Source organism: Phytohabitans sp. LZ39 (genome assembly GCF_059359075.1).
Genome location: NZ_JCADBM010000008.1, coordinates 239,626 through 257,565, shown reverse-complemented (window position 1 = coordinate 257,565; position 17,940 = coordinate 239,626). Strand labels below are relative to the sequence as shown.

At 71.9% G+C, this 17,940-nt stretch carries 10 protein-coding genes and 1 pseudogene; 8 read left to right on the top strand and 3 right to left on the bottom strand.

Going from position 1 to position 17,940, the window contains the following annotated elements; genetic code table 11:
- Nucleotide 1: 1 nt before the first annotated feature.
- Both AC5L36_RS18225 and AC5L36_RS18220 read left to right on the top strand, forming a co-directional pair.
- Nucleotides 2–796: an AraC family transcriptional regulator gene (locus AC5L36_RS18225; RefSeq protein WP_441217507.1), complete on the top strand. Its 795-nt coding sequence runs from the start codon at nucleotides 2–4 to the stop codon at nucleotides 794–796.
- Between the two features lie 11 nt (nucleotides 797–807).
- Nucleotides 808–1,527 carry an SDR family oxidoreductase gene (locus tag AC5L36_RS18220; protein ID WP_441217505.1) on the top strand — a complete coding sequence of 240 codons (720 nt, stop codon included), beginning with the start codon at nucleotides 808–810 and terminating at the stop codon, nucleotides 1,525–1,527.
- 33 nt (nucleotides 1,528–1,560) lie between these two features.
- Here AC5L36_RS18220 and AC5L36_RS18215 read toward each other — a convergent pair.
- Nucleotides 1,561–2,294, bottom strand: a pseudogene (locus tag AC5L36_RS18215) (DedA family protein).
- A 166-nt stretch (nucleotides 2,295–2,460) separates the two neighbouring features.
- Here AC5L36_RS18215 and AC5L36_RS18210 point away from each other — a divergent pair.
- The 5 genes from AC5L36_RS18210 (at nucleotide 2,461) to AC5L36_RS18190 (ending at nucleotide 13,436) form a co-directional block, all read left to right on the top strand.
- On the top strand, nucleotides 2,461–3,924 hold the full coding sequence (locus AC5L36_RS18210) for a hypothetical protein (RefSeq protein ID WP_441217503.1): 1,464 nt from the start codon (nucleotides 2,461–2,463) through the stop codon (nucleotides 3,922–3,924).
- Nucleotides 3,925–3,956: 32 nt separating this feature from the next.
- Entirely contained in the window at nucleotides 3,957–4,727 is a 771-nt protein-coding gene (locus AC5L36_RS18205) for a phosphotransferase (protein WP_441217501.1), read from the top strand.
- 441 nt (nucleotides 4,728–5,168) lie between these two features.
- Complete coding sequence (locus AC5L36_RS18200; protein ID WP_441217499.1) at nucleotides 5,169–8,261, top strand: OmpL47-type beta-barrel domain-containing protein; 3,093 nt, start codon at nucleotides 5,169–5,171, stop codon at nucleotides 8,259–8,261.
- 14 nt (nucleotides 8,262–8,275) lie between these two features.
- Nucleotides 8,276–9,451 (top strand): multicopper oxidase domain-containing protein, encoded by a 1,176-nt coding sequence (locus tag AC5L36_RS18195; RefSeq protein WP_441217497.1) that lies wholly within the window; start codon nucleotides 8,276–8,278, stop codon nucleotides 9,449–9,451.
- 16 nt (nucleotides 9,452–9,467) lie between these two features.
- Nucleotides 9,468–13,436: a ThuA domain-containing protein gene (locus AC5L36_RS18190; RefSeq protein WP_441217495.1), complete on the top strand. Its 3,969-nt coding sequence runs from the start codon at nucleotides 9,468–9,470 to the stop codon at nucleotides 13,434–13,436.
- A gap of 35 nt (nucleotides 13,437–13,471) precedes the next feature.
- Here AC5L36_RS18190 and AC5L36_RS18185 read toward each other — a convergent pair whose 3' ends face one another.
- Nucleotides 13,472–14,530: a LacI family DNA-binding transcriptional regulator gene (locus AC5L36_RS18185; RefSeq protein ID WP_441217493.1), complete on the bottom strand. Its 1,059-nt coding sequence runs from the start codon at nucleotides 14,528–14,530 to the stop codon at nucleotides 13,472–13,474.
- 15 nt (nucleotides 14,531–14,545) lie between these two features.
- Nucleotides 14,546–16,102 carry an FAD-dependent oxidoreductase gene (locus AC5L36_RS18180; protein WP_441217491.1) on the bottom strand — a complete coding sequence of 519 codons (1,557 nt, stop codon included), beginning with the start codon at nucleotides 16,100–16,102 and terminating at the stop codon, nucleotides 14,546–14,548.
- A 174-nt stretch (nucleotides 16,103–16,276) separates the two neighbouring features.
- On the opposite strand from AC5L36_RS18180, the gene AC5L36_RS18175 reads away from it, so the two are divergent.
- Nucleotides 16,277–17,935: an FAD-dependent oxidoreductase gene (locus tag AC5L36_RS18175; RefSeq protein WP_441217489.1), complete on the top strand. Its 1,659-nt coding sequence runs from the start codon at nucleotides 16,277–16,279 to the stop codon at nucleotides 17,933–17,935.
- Nucleotides 17,936–17,940: the final 5 nt, after the last annotated feature.

Genomic DNA, 17,940 nt, shown 5'->3' with positions numbered 1-17,940 from the left:
CGTGGGCCATCTGCACTCCGTGCCGGCGCGGCCTCAGCTCGCGCCGTGCGAGACGTTCGCCGGGCGGGCGCATCCGCGGCTGCGGCCGTACGTGCTCGGCTACGCGGGCTTCCGCTCCGGCGACGGCGCCGCCCTGGCGCACCGGATCCTGCCGGTCAACTCGACCACGATGATCCTCGACTACGAGGCCGGCGGGCGGGTGGTGACCGGGCCGAGACGTGACCCCGCCGTGTTCGAGCGGACCCGGTGGGGGCACGGCGTCTCGGTCGGGCTCACGCCGCTCGGGGTGAGCGCGCTGCTCGGTGTACCCATGCGGGAGCTGGCCGGCGCGGCCGTGCCCCTGGCCGACGTGCTGGGCGGCGGCGGCGAGGCGTTGGCCGAGCGGCTCGACGCGGCTCCCGACTGGCCGTCGCGCTTCGCGGTGCTCGACGAGGTGCTGGCCGCGCGCGTCGGCGCGATGAGCACCGACCGGCTCGCGCTGCACGCGTGGGCGCGCCTCCAGCGGCCCGACGCGCCGAGGGTGGGCGCGCTCGCCGCGGAGCTCGGCGTGAGCCGCCGCAGCCTGGAGACGCGGTTTCGCCGGCAGATCGGGCTCTCGCCGGCGGCGGTCGCGCGGGTGGCCCGGTTTCAGCGGGCGGTGTGGATGCTGGCCCACGGCCGTGGCCTCTCCGCGACGGCGGCGGACAGCGGATACGCGGACCAGCCGCACTTCAGCCGCGAGGTGCGGGCGCTGGCCGGGTTGACCCCCGCGCGGCTCTGCGCATTCCTTCAATACCGGGAGCTCGCACCCCGCTAGCGTCCGGAGCCATGAGCCTCGACGGCAAGACCGCGCTGGTGACCGGTGGTACCCGGGGGATCGGCCGGGCGATCGTGCGGCGCCTGGCCCGGGACGGCGCCCGCGTGGTGTTCACCTATCGCGACAGCAAGGCCGCGGGCGAGGAGCTGGCCGGCGAGGTGCCGGGCGCGGTCGCGGTCCGGGCCGACCAGGCGGAGGTCGGCGCGGTGGAGGTGATGTTCGGGCCGGTGCGCGACGGCCTCGACATCCTCGTCAACAACGCCGCCATCAACCCCCGCCACCCGCTCGCCGAGCTCACCGCCGCCGATTTCGACCACGTGATGACCGTCAACGCCAAGTTTCCGGTCCTGGCGATGCGGGAGGCCGCCGCGGTGATGCGCGACGGCGGCGCCATCGTCAACATCTCCACGCTCAACACCGTGGTGCCGTCACCTGGGCACGCGCTCTACGGGGCGAGCAAGGCGGTGCTGGAGCAGTTCACGATGGTGGCGGCCCGCGAGCTCGGCGGGCGGGGCATCACGGTCAACGCGGTCTCGCCCGGCGCCACCGACACCGACCTGCTGCGCGCCACGAACCCGCCGGAAAACCTCGCGCAGGCGCCGCTGCTGACCGCGCTGGGCCGGCTGGGCACGCCGGACGACATCGCCGCGGTGGTCGCGTTCCTCGCCGGCCCCGACGGGCGGTGGATCACCGGCCAGAACATCCGCGCCACCGGCGGCCTCTTCCTCTGACCCGCCCGGCCCCTTCGCCGGCGGGCTGGCGGCTCAGGCGTCCCGACCGGGCCGGCGCGGCGTGCCGTAGAGCGTGCCGCGCCCGTCCGGGACGGGCTCCGGGGTGTCGCGCCCCCGGCGCCGCCGGGCCAGGCGGGAGATGACGAACCAGCCCACCGCCAGCGCGCAGGCGACGATCACGACCTTCTGGAACACGCCGGCGTACCCCTCGACCGACTGCCAGTTCTCGCCGAGCAGGTAGCCGGCCATCACGAACACCGTGTTCCAGATCAGGCTGCCGGTCGTGGTGTAGAGCAGGAACCGGCCGATCGGCATGCGCTCGACGCCGGCCGGCACCGAGATCAGGCTGCGGAAGATCGGGATCATCCGCCCGAAGAACACCGCCTTGCCGCCGTGCCGCGCGAACCACGCCTCCGTGCGGTCGATGTCGCCGACCTTCACCAGCGGCAGCCGCGCCGCGATCGCCCGGATCCGATCGCGCCCGAGGGCGGCGCCGATGTAGTACAGCGCGAGCGCGCCGACGACCGAGCCGAGCGTGGTCCAGGCGATCGCGCCGAACAGGCTCATCTCGCCCTGGCTCGCGGTGAACCCGGCCAGCGGCAGGATCACCTCGCTCGGGATCGGCGGAAAGAGGTTTCCAGCGCCACTGCGAGGCCGGCGCCGGGCCCGCCCAGCCGCTCCACCAGATCGGTGACGAGTCCGACGAGGCCGCCCTCCGGCGGATCGGACTGCTGGGCGAGGACATCAGCGTGCGTCGACAGGATCATGGAATCGACGCTATGGACGCGCACGCCGCCGAACCATGAGGCCGGCCACCCGCTTGGGTGTGGAAAACCTCAGGTCCCGTGCGAGGTTTTCGCATGCAACAAAACCGGGGGTCGGCACGTCTTGCCAGAAAGATCCGGGCTGCCCTTCCCTCCCAAGGAGTCTCGCGTGCTGTCACGCCTATTTGCCATGCCCGAAAACAGGCCCGCGCCGGAAAACGGGCCCACGAACCGCCGTGCGGTCGCGCTCGGCGCCGCGGCCGTCGCGGGGGCGGCCGTGGTCAGCCTGCTGCGTACGAGCGGCACCGGCCCGTTGCAGAGCGTCTTCGAGGAGGACGCGCGGGACGTGCTCACCGACGCGCTCGACACGTCCACCGCGAAGGCACTCGTCGAGCCGATCGCCGGCTACTACGTGCTCGGCCCGCGCCTGCTCGGCGAGCTCGCCACGCTCTTCCCGATCAGCTGGATGCCCGCCGTGCTCTCGCTGTCGTCGGCCGCGGTCTGCGGCCTTCTCGGCGTGCTCGTGTACGTGGCCAGCGGCGCGCACCTGCCGCACCGCCTCGCCCGCCTGCTGGTCGCCGCGCCGATGCTGCTCGCCCCGGTCGCCGAGAACCGCGCCGCCGAGGTCTACAACCGGCCCGTCTGCCTGCACTTCTTCGCCCTGTACGCGCTCGTCTGGGTGCTCCTCTGGCCGGCCGCCACCCGCGCGTCGCGGCTGGTGGCGCTCGTCACCGCCGGGCTGACCGCGGCCAGCACGATCCTCGCCGCCGGGCTCGTGCCGCTGGCCCTGCTCCGCCTCGCCGCCCGCCGCGACCGGCACGGGCTCGCGCTGGCCGCTCTGGTCACCGCCGGCGCGGCGGTGCAGGTGGCCGGCGCCTTCTCCACGCCGCGAGGCCGGCTGGGCGAGGCGCGCTTCGATCCACTGTGGGCGGTGAGCCAGTACGCCGGGTGGGCGCTGCCCGAGTCGATCCTCGGCTTCCGGGCGACCAGCGGGCTGTACGTACCCGACGCAGAGTTTCCGGAAGCCTTGTCCCGCAACGCGTTTGTCGTCGTAGCGGCCTGGTCGGTGGTGCTCCTCGCCGTCGCCGTGGCGGTGGTCGGCGGCCGTCGTGGCCTGCTGCGGCCGCGCTGGACACTGGCGGCCGCGCTCGCCGCGCACAGCGCCGGCCTGCTCGCGCTGGAGATCATGGCCAACGGCTGGATCTCCCAGCGCTACCTGCTCGCGCCGTCGATGCTGCTCTTCGCGGCGCTTGTCGCCCTCCTGGTGCCCGCGGCGAAGACGGCGACGGGCTTGCGGGCGCTGCCCCTCGCCGGGCTCGCCGCGCTCCTGCTCGTCACCGCCGCGTTCAACTTCCGGTGGACCGACACCAACCGGCACGACGCGCCACGCTGGACCGACCAGGTGCGCGCGGCGGCCGTCCGCTGCAACCAGGACCGCGCGCTCGCCGCCGTCGCGGTCCGCGGCGGCTCGGCCCGCCACCCCTCGTACGTCGTGATCCCGTGCCACGAGCTGCGCGGCGGCGCGGTCCGCTGCGACGGCCGGACCTGCGTCAAGGTGCACGGGGCGGCACATGCCGCGCCGCAGATCACGCCCTACAGGAAGCGCACGCCGGCGGAGGTCGAATTTCCTTGACCTCGATCCGGGGCTTGTACGAGCGTTGGGCGGTGACTGGCGAGGAGCGGCTGCCCGGCGGCAATACCGGGGGCGCGGTGCGGGTGGGTGACACGGTGCGCCGGGCGGCCGGGCCGTGGACGCCGTCGGTGCACGCGCTGCTGCGGCACCTGGAGGCGGTCGGGTTCGAACGGGCGCCGCGCGCGCTCGGCTTCGACGGACAGGGCCGGGAGGTGCTCTCGTACCTGCCGGGCGAGGTGGTCGGCACGGCGCGGCCGTGGCCGGCCTGGGTGTACGGCGAGGCGGCGCTCCGCGAGGTGGGTGGCTGGCTGCGCGAGTTTCACGAGGCGGTGGCGAGCTTCGTCCCGCCGGCGGACGCGGTGTGGCGCGAGGGCGGCACCTGGCGGCCGGGACTGATCGTGGGGCACAACGACTCCGCGCCGTACAACGCGGCGTGGGACGGCGGCCGCCTGGCCGGGTTCTTCGACTGGGACTTCGCCGCGCCGGTGACCCGCGAGTACGATCTCGCGTTCGCCGCGTTCTCGTGGGTGCCGCTGCACGCCCGGCGCGTGGTGTCGGCGGAGGGATTCACCGCCTTCGAGCGGCGGCCGGCGCGGCTGCGGCTGATGCTCGACGCGTACGGGTGGGCGGGGCCGCTCGGGCCGTTCGTCGAGACGGTCCGGCGGCGGGTCGGCGACTCGGCTCGGGGCATCCGGCGGATCGCGGCGGCCGGCGACCCGGCCTACGTGATGATGGTGGATCGGGGCGTGGACGCGGCGCTGGATACCGCGGTCGCGGAGCTGGCCGACTTCCCCGACGAGTAGGTTTCGTCAAAGCCTTTCGCCGCAGGAAACAAAAGTGTGAGCATTCCTAACGGAAGATGTAGACATCTCGATGGCAAGTCCGTTAGGGTCTGACAACGTTAGTCTCATCGAGGTGACCGGCGGCGCGGTGACCTCGACGTCCGAGGGTTGTGTCCTTGCCGGGGGAGTGGCACCTCCTTGTCGATGACATGGCCTGCATACACATAGGCGCGTCGGCGCGCGCCTTGGCCGCAACACGTCAGCCCTAGCCGCTGGCTCTCCATTCGCCGACGAGTTCCAACCCCCTGACCCAAGACACCCCAGCCCACGCACGGGCCGGCGGCGGACACCGCCCGGCTCGGCACCGTGGGTCGGCTGACGCTGCCTGCCGGCGTGCGCGCCAACGCCACCGTCCTTTGTGGCGCGTGCGCGGCAGAAGACTCGCGAAAGGTTGTGTCGGACATGCCACTCCTCCCTGTGCGGCGGAGACCACCCCGGGGGCCCAAACGGCCGCTCACGGTGGTCGCCGCGGTCGCCGTCCTGCTGGTGAGCTCCGTGCTGTCGTCCGGGCCGGTGAGCGCGCGCCCGGTGGACGCCGCGCCCGGCGGCGCCGCGCCATCAGCGCAGCTCCTGGCCCAGACGCTCACCTGGACGGCCGGCGACAGCACCCAGGCCTACGCCTCCGCGCCCACCACCGCCGTCGCGGGACCGACCACGCTCGTCTTCGAGAACAGCCGGGCCACCGGCAACACCACCGACATGCAGCACACGCTGACGTTCGAGACGGGCGACCCCCGGTACAACAACGACGTCAACGTCAACATCCTCGCCGAGCCGACCGACGCCAACCGGGGCCGGCACACCGTGGACGTCGTGCTCACGCCGGGCACGTACCGTTACTTCTGCGCGATCCCCGGGCACGGCAGCATGACCGGCCTGCTCGTCGTCACCGACGGCCCGGACGACACCACCCCGCCGACCGTGACCGCGCAGGTGACCGGCGACCGCGACGAGAACGGCAACTACGTCGGCGCGGCCACCGTGACGCTCGCCGCCACCGACACCGGCTCCGGCGTGTCCAAGGTGGAGTACGCGGTCGACGGCGGCGCCTACGGCACGTACACGAGCCCGGTGACCGTCAACACGCTGGGCAACCACACGGTCAGCTACCGGGCGACCGACGTCGCGGGCAACACGTCGACGCCACAGTCGGTGTCGTTCACGGTCGTGGACGAGCCGGACCCGGACACCACCGCGCCCACGGTGACCGCGTCGGTGACCGGAAACCGCGACGGCAACGGGGCCTACATCGGCACGGCGACGGTGACGCTCTCCGCCACCGACACCGAGTCCGGTGTGGACACCGTGGAGTACTCGCTCGACGGCCAGCCGTACGCGGAGTACACCGCGCCGCTCAGCATCACCGCGGTCGGGCAGCACACCGTCAACTACCGGGCCACGGACGTCGCGGGCAACACCTCCACGCCACAGGCGGTGTCGTTCGCGGTGGTCGAGGAGCCCGACCCGGACACCACACCGCCGACCGCGACCGCCCAGATCAGCGGCGAGCCGGACGGCGAGGGCAACTACATCGGCTCGGCGACCGTCACGGTGACCGCCACCGACGCCGACTCCGGGGTCGACTCTGTCGAGTACTCGCTCGACGGCGCGCCGTACGCGGCGTACACCGCGCCGGTCGTCGTCAGCCAGCCGGGCCAGCACACGCTGAGCTACCGGGCCACCGACAACGCCGGCAACACGTCGGCGCCGCAGACGGTGTCGTTCACGGTGGTCGACGAGAACGAGCCGGACACCACCGCGCCGACGGTGAGCGCCGGGGTCACCGGCCAGCAGGACGGCAACGGCGCGTACGTCGGCGCCGCCACCGTCACGATCACCGCGACCGACACCGAGTCGGGTGTGGACAGTGTGGAGTACTCGCTCGACGGCGGTGCCTACGCGGACTACACCGCACCCGTCACGGTCAACACGGTGGGACAGCACACGGTCAGCTACCGCGCGACCGACGCGGCCGGCAACACCTCCGCGGTGCAGTCGGTGTCGTTCACGGTCGTGGCACCGCAGCAGGACACCACCGCGCCGACGGTCAACGCCACCGTCGCCGGCAACCGCGACGGCAACGGCGCGTACGTCGGTGCCGCCACCGTCACGGTGACCGCCACCGACGCCGGCTCCGGCGTCGACCGGGTGGAGTACTCGCTGGACGGCCAGCCGTACGCCGCGTACACCGCGCCGGTGACGGTGAACCAGCCCGGCCAGCACACGGTCAGCTACCGCGCGACCGACAAGGCCGGCAACACCTCGACCGCGCAGACGGCCTCGTTTACCGTGGTCGCGCCGCCCGGTGACACCACGCCGCCGACGGTGACCGCCGTGGTCGCCGGCCAGCTGGACGGCAGCTGGTCCTATGTCGGTAGCGCCACCGTCACGCTCAGCGCGGCCGACACGGGTGGGTCCGGCCTGCTCCGCGTCGAGTACGCCCAGGACGGGCACGGCTACATCGTCTACACGGGACCGGTCACGGTGAACACTCCGGGCCAGCACACGTTCAGCTACCGGGCCACCGACCGGGCCGGCAACGTCTCCACCACCGGTTCGACCACGTTCAACGTCGTCGAGAGTGGGGCGCAGCCGCGCACCTGCCCGGTCGCGGACACCCGCTCGACCGTCTGGATCGGCACGAAGAACAGCGGCGTACCCAACAAGCTGGTCTCCGGCGGCTGCTGGATCAACAACCTGATCGAGGACGAGAAGCCGTGGGCCACCCCCGCCGACTTCATCGCGCACGTCCAGGAGGTCGCCGAGCACCTGCACCACCGCGGCCTGATCACCAACGCCCAGCGCAACACGCTGGTCCGCACCGCCCGCGAGTCGGGCGTCGGCAAGCCGGACGACAAGCAGGGCTACCTGCCGCTGCTCGACCGCACGCCGGCCTCGTTCAACCTCTGGGAGCACGTCGGCGCCGGCGGCTTCCGGCGCAACGCCGACGGGTCGATCACCAGCACGTCGGTCGACGGGCTCGGCATGCTCTGGTTCCCGGTCCGGGAGTACGGCGACTTCTCGCTCAAGCTCCAGTGGCGGGACGACGCGCCGGGTGACGGCCGGGTCAACAGCGGCGTCTTCGTCCGCTTCCCGCAGGTGCACCAGCACCCGCAGGAGCCCCGCCCCGAGTGGGTCGCCATCAAGTACGGGCACGAGCTCCAGATCTTCGACCGGACCGACGGCGACATGTACAAGAGCGGCTCGGTGTACGGCTTCGACCGGGTCGACATCGCGGGTGCCGGCGTGACGCCGAAGGGCACCTGGAACGACTACGAGATCCGGGTCGTGGGCCAGCACTACTCGCTGTTCCGCAACGGCGTGCTCATCAACGAGTACGTCAACGACCCCGCCGCGGTCTTCGACCCGCCCCGGGCGGACGACCCGGGTGGCGCCGGACGCGAGCACCCGACCGGCTACATCGGACTCCAGAACCACGGTGCCACCGACATCGTGAGCTTCCGCAACATCCGGATCGCTGCGCTGACGCCGTGAGATTGGACGGGATTGTGAAAGCCAGAAGGCTATTGGTGCTCGCGGTGCTGGCCGTGACGCTCGCCGCGGCGGGCGGACTGGCCCGTGGCTCGGGCCGTGGAGCCGGCGAACCGAGTGCCGCGGCCGGCGGCCAGGGGGTGACGGCCGCCAACGTGGCCGCCGCCCCGGGGGCCGAGCGGCCGGGCGGCTGCACCGTCATCGACCGCCGGATCAACCTGTACGCGGTGGAGCTGCCGAAGGACCCGATCACCAACCAGGTCCGGCTCGGATACGGCCTCACCCCGGAGTCGGCCTCCTACCCGGGGCCGCTGATCGAGATGATCGAGGGGCAGTGCTTCGCGATCACCCTCTACAACCAGGTGCCGGCGGCGACGCTGGAGGCGCTGCGCAGCACCGCCAACCCCAACCATCCGCTGGGCGTGTCGCTGCACACGCACGGGGTCAAGTACACCCAGAAGTCCGACGGCACCGTGCACAGCAACTCGTTCGTGCCGCCGGGCGGGTCGTACACCTACATCTGGTACGCCCAGCCGCGCAACACGAACACCGGCGCGCAGGGCACGGCCGGCTACTGGTGGTACCACGACCACGTGGTCGGCGGGCCGCACGGCACGGCGGGCATGCGCACCGGCCTCTTCGGCGGGGTCGTGGTGCGGCGGCAGGGCGACCCCCGGCCGGACCGCACCTACGTGCTCGCGTTCGGCGACCGGCAGACCATCAACCTGCGGCGCAGCAGCGAAGCCGACACCTGTGACGAGGCGAACCCCGTACCGGGCCCGACCTGTGTCGTGGCGAAGGTCGGTGAGAAGGTCGAGTTCCTCGTCATCGGCATGGGCGACGACATGCACACGTTCCACGTGCACGGACACTCCTGGGCGGACACCCGCACGGGCGTCGTCGACGGCACCGGCGCGCTCGCCAACTCGGTGCCGATCATCGACAACAAGACCGTCGGCCCCGGCGACACCTTCGGCGCCCGGGTGATCGCCGGCGAGTCGGTCGGCCCCGGCCACTGGATGCTCCACTGCCACATGCAGTTCCACTCCGACCTCGGCATGTCCACGACGTTCCACGTCCTGGACGAGAACGGCGCGATGACAGCGCACGCCGGCCACGCACCGGGAAACCCGGTACAGGCCGCACCGGCAGGCGGCGGCCAGGCACCGGCCGCCCACGGAAACCACGGTTGATCCCGGAGGAGACGAGATGAGACCCATCTGGAGGCGCGCGGCAGCGCTCGCCTCGGCCGCCACGCTCGCGATCGGCGTGCTGTCCGTACCGTCCGCACCCGCGTCCGCGGCTCCGGCCCCGGTCGACCTGCCGCCCACCTGGGGCAAGGCCGCGGTCAACGTGCTGGTGTTCCACGGAGCCGTGGACCAGCAGGACGACCCGGTCACCCGCGCCGTCGCCGCGATCCGCAAGCTGGGCCGGGACAACGGCTTCTACGTGCACGACTCCTCGGACCCGGCGGTCTTCAACCCCACCAACCTCGCCAGGTACCGCAGCGTCGTCTTCCTCTCCGCCAACGGTGTCACGCTCAACGACACCCAGGAGGCGGCGTTCCAGGCGTACATCAAGGGCGGCGGCGGCTTCCTGGGCGTGCACGACGCGGCCCGCGTGCAGCCGAGCTCGGAGTGGTTCACCGGCCTGATCGGCACCCGGCCGGCGGCCGGCCTGCCCAACGCCGAGAAGATCGTGGAAGCCACGGCCAGTGCCCAGAACACGCCGAACGAAGGCGTGGCACAGCTCATCGACGGCTCGCTGGGCACCAAGTGGCTGACCTTCGCCCGGACCGGGTGGGTCGTCGCCAAGCTCGGCGCGCCGGTCGTCGTGTCCCGCTACGCCCTCAGCTCGGCCAACGACTTCCCCGGCCGGGACCCGCGGGACTGGACGCTCGAAGGCTCCGCCGACGGGCAGAGCTGGACCACGTTGGACACTCGCAGCGGTGAGACCTTCGGGGGCCGGTTCGAGACCAAGCAGTACACGTTCACCAACACCACGGCGTACCAGCACTACCGGCTGAACATCACCGCGAACGGCGGCGAGCCGATCATCCAGCTCGCCGAGCTGTGGCTGATCGGTCCGGACGCCGGCCCGCCGCCGGAGTCCACGGTGCAGCAGGCGACGGTCAGCTACACCGACCGCCAGCACCCGGCGAACAAGGGCTTCCCGCTCACCGCCAAGCGCGCCGACCAGTGGATCAACTGGAACCCGAACCCGATCGGCCGCGTGCACACCGTCGCGCAGGTGCAGGAGCACACGTACAACGCGGGGCTCAGCCGCAACGGCGCGTTCCATCCGATCTCCTGGTGCCGTGACTACGACGGCGGCCGTTCCTTCTACACCGGCATGGGACGCACCGAGGCGAGCTACACCACCGACACGCAGTTCCAGAGTCACCTCCTCGGAGCTCTACAGTGGACGGCAGGTCTGGTGCGCGGCGACTGCCAGGCGACCATCGCGGCCAACTACCGCACCGAGCGGCTTACCACGAACAACGCGTCCGGGCAGCTCGACCAGATCGGTGAGCCGCACGGCCTGACTGTCGCCCCGAGCAACGGGCGGGTCTTCTACATCGGCAAGGCCTCCTGCGCGACCGCGCCGGTCGTCGACTGGGCCGACCCGAACGTCGGCCTCGGCTGTGGCACCATCCACCAGTGGGATCCGCAGACCAAGCAGGTCAAGCTGCTGGCCACCCTGCCCGTCATGGGTCACCGGGGCAGCGGCGGCGAGCTCGTCAAGAACGAGGAGGGCCTGGTCGGCATCACGCTGGATCCGAAGTTCGCGGAGAACGGCTGGGTCTACGTGTACTGGATGCCGCACGCCTCCATCGACCGGGAGAAGCGGGTCGGCAAGCGGACCGTCTCACGGCTCACCTACAACGCGACCACGCAGACTCTCGACCTGGGCACCCGCAAGGACCTGCTGTCGTGGGACACGCAGATCCACAGCTGCTGCCACGCCGGCGGCGGCATGACGTTCGACGACTCCGGCAACCTCTACATCGGAAGCGGTGACAGCAACTCCTCCGGCGGCTCGAGCGGATACTCCGGTAACAACTGGACCCAGGAGTTCGCGGGCATCTCGTTCCAGGACGCCCGCCGCACCGCCGGCAACACGAACGACCTCAACGGCAAGATCATCCGGATCCACCCGGAGGCCGACGGGACGTACACGATCCCCGAGGGCAACCTCTTCACCGGCCAGGAGGAGGGCGGCGGCAAGACCCGGCCGGAGATCTACGTGATGGGCGTGCGCAACATCGCCCGGCTCGCCTGGGACCCGGTCAACGACTGGCTGACCGCCGCGTGGGTCGGCCCGGACGCGGGCGCGCCGAGCCCGGAGCTGGGGCCGGCGAAGTACGAGACCGCCACGATCATCACCTCGGCGGGCAACCACGGCTGGCCGTACTGCATGGGCAACCGGCAGCCGTACCGCGACCGGTCCAACACCGACGCCGAGGTGCTGACCGGCTGGTACGACTGCGACAACCCGAAGAACGAGTCGCCGCGCAACACCGGTCTCGTCAACCTCCCGCCGGTCCGGGACAACATGATCTGGTACTCGCCGCAGGGCGGCGGCCCGGTCTTCCCCAAGCGCCCGGACGGCATCCCGACGTACGTGCAGTCGGAGTCGACGTACACCCGGCCGTACATGACAAGTGCCGGTTGCCAGGCCGTCATGGACGGTCCGACGTACCACCGCTCGCGGGTCGACACCGGCAGCGGCGTCGCGTGGCCGGCCTACTGGGACAACAAGTGGTTCATCGGTGACGAGTGCCAGAACAGCAACCGGGTGGCCATCACCGTCAACCCGGACACGGTGCGACAGGCCGGCGCGCCGGCGTTCGCCGAGGACCTGCGGCAGATCATCCCGCACGGCAGCGGCGGCACGCAGCTCCAGTCCTGGATGGACGCCAAGTTCGGCCCGGACGGCGCGCTCTACATGCTCGACTACGGCAGCGGCTTCTTCAGCCTGCACGCCAACCAGAAGCTGATCCGCGTGGCGTACCAGGGCGGGCCGGCGACCCCGCACCCGAGCCTGGCGACGGCCCGCTCCATCGCGCAGGCCCAGCCGCGGACGATTTCGTTCTCGGCCAACAAGGCCGGCGGCGTGGCGTGGGAGTGGGACTTCGGCGACGGCACCGCCAAGTCGACGGCGCCCCACCCGACCCACACCTACAAGCGGTACGGCAGCTTCGAGGCGACACTGAAGGTGACCTACGCCGACGGCCAGGTCGTCACCTCGAAGATCCCGGTGCTCGCCGGGTGCGCGGCGCCCGACGCCCGGCCGACCGTGCAGCTGCTCGAAATCGAGACCGGCGTCGCCAACCGGGTCGCCGGCGGCGGGTGCACGATCAACGACCTGATCGACGACGAGGGCAACTGGCCGAACCACAACGAGTTCGTCAACCACCTCGACGAGGTGCTGGCCGAGCTCACCGCGGCCCACGTCATCGACAACCGGGAGGCCGGCGTGCTCCGGCGGGCCGGAGCCGGGTCGGCGATCGGCTCGATACCCGGGTACAAGGCCATCTTCGACGGCACCGCGTACTCGCTGTCCGGCTGGCGCCAGGCACCGGGCGGTTCGTTCCAGGTGCGGCCGGACGGCACGATGCGCACCATCGGCGGGCTCGGCATGCTCTGGTACGCCGACCAGCAGTTCGCCGACTACTCGATCAAGCTACAGTTCCGGGACGTGTCACCCGAGGGCACCCGCGCCAACAGCGGCGTCTTCGTCCGCTTCCCGGACCCGCGCACGCCGCTCAGCCAGCGGCCGCCGGGCAGCTGCGGCACGGTCGGTTCGGCCGCGTCCTCGCAGGCGTGGGTGGCGATCTACTGTGGACACGAGATCCAGCTGTACGACGGTGACACGGGCGAGCCGCAGAAGACCGGGTCGGTGTACAACTTCGACCCGAACAACCTCGCCCAGTCCGGCGCCACCGCGAAGAACGTCTGGAACGACTACGAGATCAAGGTGGAGGGCCAGCACTACACGATCATCCGGAACGGCGTGGTGATCAAGGAGTTCGACAACACGCCCGGCAAGCAGTCGTCCCGCGCGGGCGATCCGCCGACGGACCTGCGCCAGTTCGTCAGCGGCTTCATCGGGCTGCAAAACCACGGCAACAACGACCTGATGGAGTTCCGCAACGTACGGGTGCGCGAGCTTTAGTTCTGGGTTCTGGGGTTGGTCGCCCCGTCCCGCCGTTACTGGCGGGGCGGGGCGACCGTCGTCTCCAGGGTGTGCGTGCACGGCACCAGGATCTGCCGCTCGTAGTCACCGTCCGGGTCGGTGAGCAGCGAGGTCAGCAGCCGCACCGCCCGGCGGCCCATCGCGTTGCGCGGGATGCGCAGCGACGCCCACGGACCCGGCCCGACCTCGCTGCCCGGGTCGTCGACGAGCAGCACCACGGAGAGGTCGTCCGGGATCGAGAGGCCACGCAGCTTGACCATCGCGGCCAGGACCCGCAGCAGGTTGACCGACTCCACGAGGATCGCGGTGGTGCCCTCGGCGAGGGTGCTGTCGAGCCACTGCGCGGTCAGGTCTTCCGGCCGGACGCACGCCGGCGCGGGCACCGCCAGGCCGAACCGGTCGAGCGCCGCCGCGAAGCCCTCCCAGCGGTCGACCTCCGGCTCGTGCCGCACCGCCTCGCCCAGATACGCGAAGCTGCGGTGACCGAGCGCGACGAGGTCGTCGACGATCCGTCCGGTCGTCGCCCGGTAGTCGCCGCCGACGTAGCAGATCTCGGTGCCGGGCACGTCGCGGTGGCCGATGTAGACGAACGGGTGCCCGTCTTCGACCAGCCGGGCCAGGTCGTCGAGGTTGGCGTGGTGGCCGAGCAGGAGGCTGCCGGCCGCCTGCCGCAGGCCGTTGACGCCGCCGTGGTAGATGCGGCGGACCCCGTCCTCGTGCTGCGCGGCGGTGAAGAGCACCAGGTTGCAGCCCTCGACGCCGGCCTGCTCCTCGATGCCCTGGAGGAACTCGAAGTAGTAGTCGCGGGCGCTGGTCGGGAAGATCGGCTCGAACGTGTGCACGCCGAGCAACAGCGGCGCCTGCCGGCTGGGCACGGCGGTGGCGGTGCGCTGCTGCCCGACCGGTGTGTAGCGCAGGCGGCGGGCCGCGCTGAACACCCGGCGCTGCGTCTCGGCGGAGATGCGGCCCAGGTCGCCGGCGCCGCTGAGCACCATGGACACAGTGGACTGGGAGACGCCGGCCTCGCGCGCGATGTCCGCCTGGCGCGAGCTGCGACCGCGTGGTTTCGTCACGCCCTCATCCCTCCTTCACTCGGTACCCGCCCAGGCCAGGATCGCACCCGTGTCCACCAGGGACTTGCGCAGCGTCTCGTACTCGACGTCACGGGTCGCCACCCCGGCCGTGACGGCCTGGGTCGCCGCGCAGCCGGCGGCCTCGCCGAGCATCATCAGCACCGGCTCCATCCGCACCGAGGCGAACGCCACGTGCGAGGCGGAGATCGCCGAGACGACCAGGAGGTTGTCGCATTCTCCGGTGCGCGGCACCAGCGACCGGTACGGCACGCCGAACGGCGCCGCGAGCGGCTGCTGCACGTTTCCCTCGTTGCGCGGGTGGCCGTCGACGAGCACCCGCTTGGCGTTGTGCGAGTCCATCACGTACGACGCGAGCGCGACCGGGTCGTCGGCCCGTGCGGCGCCGGTCGCGTCGTGCTGGGTGACCACGCGGTCGGCGACCATCCGCCGGGCCTCCCGCACGTAGATCTGGTGCGGCCAGTGCCCGCTGTCCGCGAACTCGCCGGGGGCCAGCCCGTACTCCCGCGTCGCGGTCCGGACCGCGTCGGGCAGCCGCGGGTCGTTCGCCAGGAAGTGGAGCAGGCCGGCCTGGTAGCGCACGTGGTCCTGGAAGATCTCCTCACGGCGCGCGTGGTCGGCCTCCGGCCAGTCGTAGTTGGCTCCGATGTGGTCGGAGGAGAACGCGCCGTGGTTGTTCATGTCGAAGACGTCGCCACGCACCCGGGTGGTCCGGCCGAAAAGCTCGTAGACACCCGCCTCGACGTACCGGCGGAGCAGCTCGTACCGCGCGGGGTCGTAACCCTCCGGGCGGGGGAACGGGATCCGGCGCGGCGACGTCGTGACGTGCAGCCGGAAGTTGTACGCCTGCACCCGGTGGTCGCCGTCGCCGACCGTGCCGTACGGGTCGGGCGAGATGCCGGGCAGGAGGCCGCTGGCCGGCTGCCCGGGCACCACGTACGGGTCCACCGGGCGCTCGAACTGGTGGTTGACGCTGTGTTGCACGCCGGCGAGCGACTCGCCGTACACAGTGGACGCCTCCCGCCCCACGGTGTAGGAGACGCCCGCGGCCGCCAGCAGGTCGCCCTCGTAGGACGCGTCCACGTAGACCCGCGCCCGGTAGCGGTGCCCGTCGTCGGTGGCGAGCTCGACGATCCGGCCCGCCTCGCGGCGCACGGAGGCGAGGTGGGCCCGGCGCACCACCCGCACGCCCGCCTCGGCCAGCCAGCGCTCGAAGATGTCTTCGGCGACGTGTGCCTCCACGTCCCAGTGCGGGTCGGCGGCTCCGTAGGCCGCCGCGACCTCCGCGTAGAACGCGCGGGCCAGGCCGCCGACGGTGTCCGGGTGTCCCACGTCGGTCGTGCCGAGGCCGGCGGTGGTCATCCCGCCCGCGCGGTCGCCGTACGCGAGCAGCACCACCGAGCGCCCCTCCCGGGCGGCGCGCACCGCGGCGGTCACCCCGCCGGAGGTGGCGCCGTAGACCGCGACGTCCGCGTCGACGGTCGCGGCGCCGGTCGGTGCCGGTGGGGCCGGGCGGTAGTGGCGCACCCCCGCAAGGGCGGGTCCTGAAGTCATGGCCTCGGTTCTAGCATCAGCGGATAGGAGCGGTCCATAGCTAATATTTGCTAATAGATCATTGACTCTTGACACGTCGCTAACCGCGATGTGTAACGTGACCGCAATCATTTGGTCGACCTTGGTTCGACCGACGAGCGCAAATATATCAGCGATCCTCGGGAGTGATTGCGCGTGCAGACCGAACTCCTCGTCATCGGCGGTGGCCTGGGCGGCGTGGCCGCCGCGCTGACCGCCGCCCGGCTCGGCCACCGCGTCGTGCTGACCGAGGAAACCAACTGGCTGGGTGGGCAGCTCACCGCCCAGGCGGTCCCGTCCGACGAGCACCCCTGGATCGAGAGCGCGCACATCTCGGCGGGATACCGCGAGCTGCGCGGCCGGATCCGCGACTACTACCGGCGCAACTACCCGCTGCGGCCGGAGGCCGCCGCCGACCCCGAGCTCAACCCCGGCCTGGGCAACGTGAGCAAGCTCTGCGTGGAGCCGCGCGTCGCGGTCGCCGCGATCGACGAGATGCTCGCCGGGTACGTGTCCGCCGGCCGGATCACGGTGCTGTACGAGCACGTGCCGGTGGCCGCCGAGACCGACGGCGACCGGGTCACCGCGGTCACCGTGGAGGACCGCCGCACGGGCGGCCGCGTCACCCTCACCGCCCCGCTCGTCGTGGACGCCACCGAGCTGGGCGACCTGCTGGAGCTGGCCGGCGTCGAGCACGTCATCGGCGCCGAGTCGCAGGACGAGACCGGCGAGCCGTACGCCGCGCCGGTCGCCGACCCGACCGACCAGCAGGCCATCACCTGGTGCTTCCCCCTGGAGTACCGGCCGGGCGAGGAGCACGTGGTCGACCGCCCCGCGTCGTACGACCACTGGAAGACGCACGTCGACCCGTTCTGGCCGGGGCCGCAGCTGTCCTGGGAGAAGATCGACATCCACACGATGGGCGGCAAGACCAACCGCATCTTCGAGGCCGACCTCGACGCGGTGCGGGTGCCCGACCTCTGGCACTTCCGGCGGATCCGGGCCCGCACCCAGTTCGCCCCCGACCTCGTCGATACGGACATCTCGCTGGTCAACTGGCCCAACATCGACTACTGGGAGGCGCCGCTGCTCGGGCCGGGCGTCGACGAGACGGCGCGCGAGCGGGCGCTGCGGCGGTGCAAGGAGCTGTCACTGTCCTATCTGCACTGGATGCAGACCGAGGCGCCACGCCCGGACGGTGGCCACGGCTACCCGGGACTGCGGCTGCGCCCCGACCTGACCGGCACCGCCGACGGGCTCGCCAAGACCGCGTACATCCGCGAGTCGCGCCGCGTCAAGGCCCGCTTCACCGTGCTGGAGCAGCACGTCGCGGTCGTCGACCGGCCGGAGGGCGCGGGCGCGGAGCAGTTCGCCGACGGCGTCGGCGTCGGGCACTACAACATCGACCTGCACCCCAGCGCGGCCGGCGTCAACTACGTCAACCTCGAGGCGTACCCGTTCCAGATCCCGCTCGGTGCGCTGATCCCGGTGCGGATGCGCAATCTGCTGCCGGCCAACAAGAACATCGGTACCACCCACATCACCAACGGCTGCTACCGGCTGCACCCGGTGGAGTGGAGCATCGGCGAGGCGGTCGGCGCGCTCGCCGCGCAGTGCCTGGCCACCGGCACCGAGCCGCACGCGGTCGCCGACTCGGCTACCCGCACCGAAGACCTCCAGCGGCTGCTGACCGGCACGCTCGGCGCGCCCGTGCGGTGGCCGGACGCGATCCGGGTGCTGCGGCCGTCGCAGGCATCGAGCAGCGCCACGCCGGTGCTCGCCCTGCCCGAGCGGCGCACCGCGCCGGCGGCATAGGGGTG